General features: G+C 44.1%; 3 protein-coding genes and 1 pseudogene. 2 read left to right on the top strand and 2 right to left on the bottom strand.

Annotation, left to right across the window (positions count from 1 at the left end; translation table 11 throughout):
* Positions 1-466: 466 nt before the first annotated feature.
* Complete coding sequence (locus QUB33_RS28520; RefSeq protein ID WP_333357709.1) at positions 467-907, top strand: peroxiredoxin; 441 nt, start codon at positions 467-469, stop codon at positions 905-907.
* Between the two features lie 434 nt (positions 908-1,341).
* A complete protein-coding gene (locus QUB33_RS28515) occupies positions 1,342-3,996 on the top strand; it encodes a C39 family peptidase (RefSeq protein WP_333357707.1) in 2,655 nt (884 codons plus the stop codon).
* A gap of 98 nt (positions 3,997-4,094) precedes the next feature.
* Here QUB33_RS28515 and QUB33_RS28510 read toward each other — a convergent pair whose 3' ends face one another.
* Both QUB33_RS28510 and QUB33_RS28505 read right to left on the bottom strand, forming a co-directional pair.
* Positions 4,095-4,982: a PEP-CTERM sorting domain-containing protein gene (locus tag QUB33_RS28510; protein ID WP_333357704.1), complete on the bottom strand. Its 888-nt coding sequence runs from the start codon at positions 4,980-4,982 to the stop codon at positions 4,095-4,097.
* A 193-nt stretch (positions 4,983-5,175) separates the two neighbouring features.
* Positions 5,176-5,418 (bottom strand): annotated as a pseudogene (locus QUB33_RS28505) (ISKra4 family transposase); the annotation flags it as partial.

Below are 5,418 nucleotides of genomic sequence, written 5' to 3'. Positions count from 1 at the left end.
TTTCTATGGCTTTAAATATCTCGATACTTTTGAGCTTTGGAGATTCTAATAATATTTTTTTGTACTGCACTCTACTTGATTTACTTTTTTGTACATCATACCTAGTTTATCACTTGTTCGGTCTTAAGTAAACCGTATTGTCGGGAGCATTGCCTTGTCCCACCATCCATTTTATCAACAGATATAAAACCCCTACTCAGCACTTATTCGGAAAATCACCGTGTATAAACTCCTCATATTTTACTTGAGTAAGCAATTTTAATTACCTAAAAAAATTCTAATAAAACGCCGATAATCTAACACGCGATCGCCCGCAAGTCAACGCAGAAAATTGCCTAATCGAACTATTTCCAAGCGCAAATTTACCCTGGGACAAACTCAATCCCGAACCTCACATTCAAAAGATTGACGGTAACAGCACAAAATCAACTAAAATAGGTTGGTAAATCCCAAGGGAAACAAAACTATGACATTACCAGTTGGGTGCGCTGCCCCTCAGTTTACCGCCAAAGACACAAACGGCAACACCGTCTCCCTCTCCGACTTCACCGGTAAAACCGTCATCTTGTATTTCTACCCTAAAGATGACACCCCCGGTTGCACAAGACAAGCCCAAAGCTTCAAAGCAGCTTATGAAGAATACAAGGGCAAAGATCTTGTAATTCTCGGTGTCAGCCGAGACAACGAAGAATCGCACCAAAAGTTCACAGAGAAATACGGTTTGCCTTTCCAGCTATTAGCAGATGTTGATGGCACGATTACCAAAGCTTACGATGTCGAGAAAGGCGATTATGCCAAGCGCGTTACTTTCGTCATCGACGGCACCGGCAAAATCATTCAAGTTTATGAGGGCGACACCATGAAAGTTGACACTCATGCTCAAGATATTCTTGTCACCATAGTTTAGTCGAAGTTTAGCCGATCGCACTAACACTCCTGCACGCACCAAACGGCTAAAAACCCGGTTTCTTACTAGATGCCTCGTTGCTATACGCAATATTCTCGTAGGAACCGGGTTTTTTTCGTAAGTCCTGACTCAGCCAGTGATGGGTCAAGGGTTCAGGGGGAAGCAACTTACTAGAACTAAATTCCTTCCCTTAAAAGTTGCACCACAAATCCTCTCAACCAGGCATATATTCGCTTAATGTGCTTGTGGTACGCCTAAAGTTAGATTGGTGGCGCAACTGCCGCCAATAATTAAAAACTTATACTGGAAAAGGCATTAACCGCCCGTAGGCTGAATCTAGGGGCGATTTTGTCCTGGTTCGGGTCATTGTGTTTGATAAAATCAGAAGTTATCCTTGCTTTAGCTGAATAACTAAGTAGGTAGAGGGATATATAATGACGACCAACAACATTATTTTGAGTTACTTAGGCCCGCGAGAAATTGAGGTCAATAGAGCCACTGTCTTAGTTGGCAGTTTTGACAAAAATCTAGTGGCAGCGATTTCAGCAGCAGAAGGCTCAAATGCGCTGAATGTGGGGATCAATCTCTCTAGAGGCTTTTGGCACATCTGTTTAGAAAAAGGATTCGATAGCGCAGGAACTCGCACACTGCAGGTGAAGGCAACTGATAAGACCGGCAAAGTTATCGGCCAACAAACAATTAACATCAAAGTTAATCCTGCTTCTGGGTCACCCGCTCAATTCTTCACGTTAATTACTCTCAGAGATACCGCATTCAAAGTCGGAACACTGCCCGCAAGCAATCTTAACAACTTGCAAAAAGCGGAAATACCAGCAGGTAAAACTTATCAAATTAGGGACTACGAGTTAGAAGACGGTCACCTGAATGTTCAACTAAATAGTCCAATTCCTCCGGTGGGAACCTCTGGCTTTTTCTACGAAAAACACGTAGTTATAACCAAAGGCGCAAAAATTCTCATATTCGATCGCGCCGAGTTGCCGGCCCCGCCGCCTGGAATGCAGTTACTGTGGGTGATCAAAAAGACCTGGCTAAAGCTCAACCCCACAGATTCTGCTACTTTAGGAGCAACTCAGAAATTACAATTTAACCTGGGAGAAACTTTCAATATTCTCGGCTACGCTTGCGTGGAAAACCATTTCCGAGTCGCTTTTGCTCGGGCAGTTCCTAACTTAGGAACTTCAGGATTTCTGTACTGGCAGCACGTCCAAATTTTGCGAGACGGCAGGGGAATTGAATATGATAGAAATGCAGTTACGATGACAATCATCAAAACGACTGTGTTTAAAAAGCGGCCGATAAATGCGGCTAGCCTGCCACCCCAAGAAAAAATTACCTTGCCGGCGGGAATGATTTACGGAATTGCCGGATTCTCGATCGAGCAAAGCCACATTAAAGTCACTCTGACCGAGAATTTGCCGCAATTTGGCAATACGGGTTTCATTTATCCCGATTTTGTGCAATTCAGCCGCGGTGGCAAATCTTTTAATCCCGCTGTAAATTTAACTTATCAAGGGCCGTCAGAAGTTTTAGTAAATCAGCCGATCGTCCTTCGGGGTACTTTTGACCGGCAACAAGCAGCAAAAATTGAGGTGATAGCTGAGGATACATTTCCCCTAAGCGTCACCCTAAACCAAGAAGCCAGCACTTGGCAAGTTAATTTGTCTAAAGGATTTAGCGTAGCTGGAGCTCGGTGGCTCAGGTTGCGGGCAACTGACAGCAAAGGCAACGTTACTGGCAGCCAAATAATTTACATTACCGTAAGTTCCGATCCGCTAACTGTGGGACAAGGTTTGACCTTAAAAATAGTTTCTGACACTTTGTTTAAGGTAGCTCCGCTTGATTCTTCCCGGCTCAACAATCAGCAAAAAGTTTTTGTCAAAGCAGGCCAGACTTTGACGGTTAGCAGATACGGATTTATTGACGGGCATCTCAAGGTGGTTGTGGATTCAGCAATTTCGCCGATCGGCACTTTTGGCTATTTTTACGAACCCGACGTTCAGTTGGCCAAAGGTTCTCAAATCCTAAGATTTGACCTGGCAGACGTACCGAATAGCAACGTCAGCGCTCAACTGTTGGTAATTCAAACAACTCAGATTAAAGGTCAACCAGAAGATTCATCAAAACTGCCTGCAAATCAAGTTGCTCAAATAACTTTAGGCAGCACCTATGCCATCACTGGTTATGCCTGCATTTTGGGGCATTTTCGAGTAACTCTCGCCGAATCAATTCCCGGTTTCGGCAATATCGGATTTATTTATTGGCAGGACGTTAAAATTAAAAAAGACGGCAAAGAAGTTGCCTTTGACCCCGGTGCTTTGACGATGACAATCCTGCAAGCAACTGTGTTTAAAAAACGGCCGGTAGATTCTGCTAGCCTGAGCAGTACCGAGAGAACTACGCTGCCTTTAGGTCGAGTTTACGGCGTGAACAGCTACGGTGCGGAAGGATCTCACCTGAAAGTTTCCCTGACTGAAGAACTGCCGAATTTTGGCAATACAGGTTATGTTTTTCCTAGTTTTGTTCAGTTCAAGCGGGGAGATAAAATTTTCGATCCGGTTCCGAACAATGTGGAATTGAACGTGCCGTATTTTTCGCAGCGGGACAATCCGCGTTTTGATTGGTCTACTTGCAACGTAACTTCGATCGCCATGGTGCTTTATTATTACGGCCTTCGTTCTCAGGGGGGCGGACAGTTGGAGGATGAGTTGTTGCAGTGGTGTTTCGACTATGCCGGCCAGGGTTCTCAAACGGATCACAGCGTGCTTTCGGCGCTGATTCAGGCCTACGGGTTTAAGACGAGTTTTAGTACGACTCGCACGTGGGCCGAGGTGCGATCGGAATTGCTAAATCGGCGGCCAGTAGTTTTAGCCGGAGATTTTACTGCGGCCGGTCACATTCTTACTGTAATTGGCTACAATTCTCAGGGTTATATCGTGCAAGATCCTTGGGGAGATGCACTCACTGGTTACAGCGATACTGAGGGGAGAAAGTTGATGTATCCCTACAGTTACGTCAATCAAGTTGCTGGGCCAGATGGGAATGTTTGGGCGCATTTTATCTATCCATAGTCTACTCTACTGTTTGCAAGTAGTGTGAGGCACTACGGCTATTAGTAAGGTGTGCATACCAGCTATTCGTAAGGTACTTAATGCACACCCTACTTAACTTAGGAAATCTTGCGCTTAATTTTGCGTTTTGCTGCGCCAATACCTAAAAAGCTCAATCCTACTAAAGTACCAAACCAAGTAGAAGGTTCGGGTACAGCCTCAAACGATCCTTGAATAGCGATCGCATCGTTAGCGCACTCGGCAAAAAAGTTAGCAATATAGTTCCCCGAAGGCATTGATGATTTATTGAAACTGAATCCGATTGTTTGAGAACCTACTGCATTAAACTGAGCGAAATCAAGACCGAGGGCGCTCAAAGTTGCTGGCGTTAAAAAATTAATTTCTCCTACTTTTGTACCCGTAGCTATTGAGTTGAGAACCGTCGAGTTTCCTGTTTGTTGAAAATAGGGGTCTGTGGCAGCTAAATCGCCCATTGATGGGGTTCCGCCTTGAGATGCAACTACCGTATTGTATTGATTTAAATTGCTAAAGCCAGAGTTAGTTTGGGTGACGTTTTTCGCTGTAACATTTGTGTAAACGCCTGTTGTAGCCACGCCGGAGTCATTTCCTGTGGCAAAGCGGATACCAAACAAGCTGCCGTTTGCGTTAGCTGTATTGAAGTTTTGACCGGAAAAATTGAAGAATAAATCGCCGTAGTTGATGTTGCCTCTTTGAGCTAGTGGGTCGGCATAGCCTGCTAAACTTAGATTGGAGTTGATGGCGATGAAAGCTGTATCTGATGTTTCTTTGATGGCGATGCCGTAAAATTCAAATTCCCCGCCGCCGATTTGGGGCCCTGTCACGCCGTCGTTGAAGGAATCGATCGCATAATTCCAGCCATTAGATAGCGTTGCTGCTGTAGCTTTTTGTTGCTGTAGTGTGAAAAGGGCACAGAAAATAGCCACTGAGTAAGTCCAGTGGATGCTGTTTTTAGCAATGGATTTCATAAAATGCTCCCTGGGAATCATTGTTAAATTGTCCAGTCTGCTCGCTCGACTGTTTTTAATTTTTAGTAAATCATATATTTCGCCTGAAAATATTAAAATATTGCTAAAAATTTGGTCGGGCGATCGCATTATATCAACTATATGGGTTAAAAAAACGGGAGCATCTCAAATATGCAATGAGTATAAATACTATTCAGACCAAAGCGAGATTTAAATAAGCACAACGATGTTTCAGAACTTGAGCCAGGTTGTCACGATTCCATTGTGCCCCGGAGATTTTAATTCTCCGTCCAATTTGTTTAATTGTAGCCTCGACAGCACCGGAACCAATTGTGATCTTTTGAGACTGGCTCGCCTGATAGTCAGGAATCCTACATCGATGTCGTTGTAAATAATCCAGAAAGTTCTTGACGTGAGGTACATCCCAGTCAGCCAC

It is taken from the genome of Microcoleus sp. B3-A4 (genome assembly GCF_036705385.1).
Classification (GTDB): domain Bacteria; phylum Cyanobacteriota; class Cyanobacteriia; order Cyanobacteriales; family Microcoleaceae; genus Microcoleus.
Note: the sequence above shows the minus strand (reverse complement) of the source record. Positions and strands in the feature narration are given on the sequence as shown.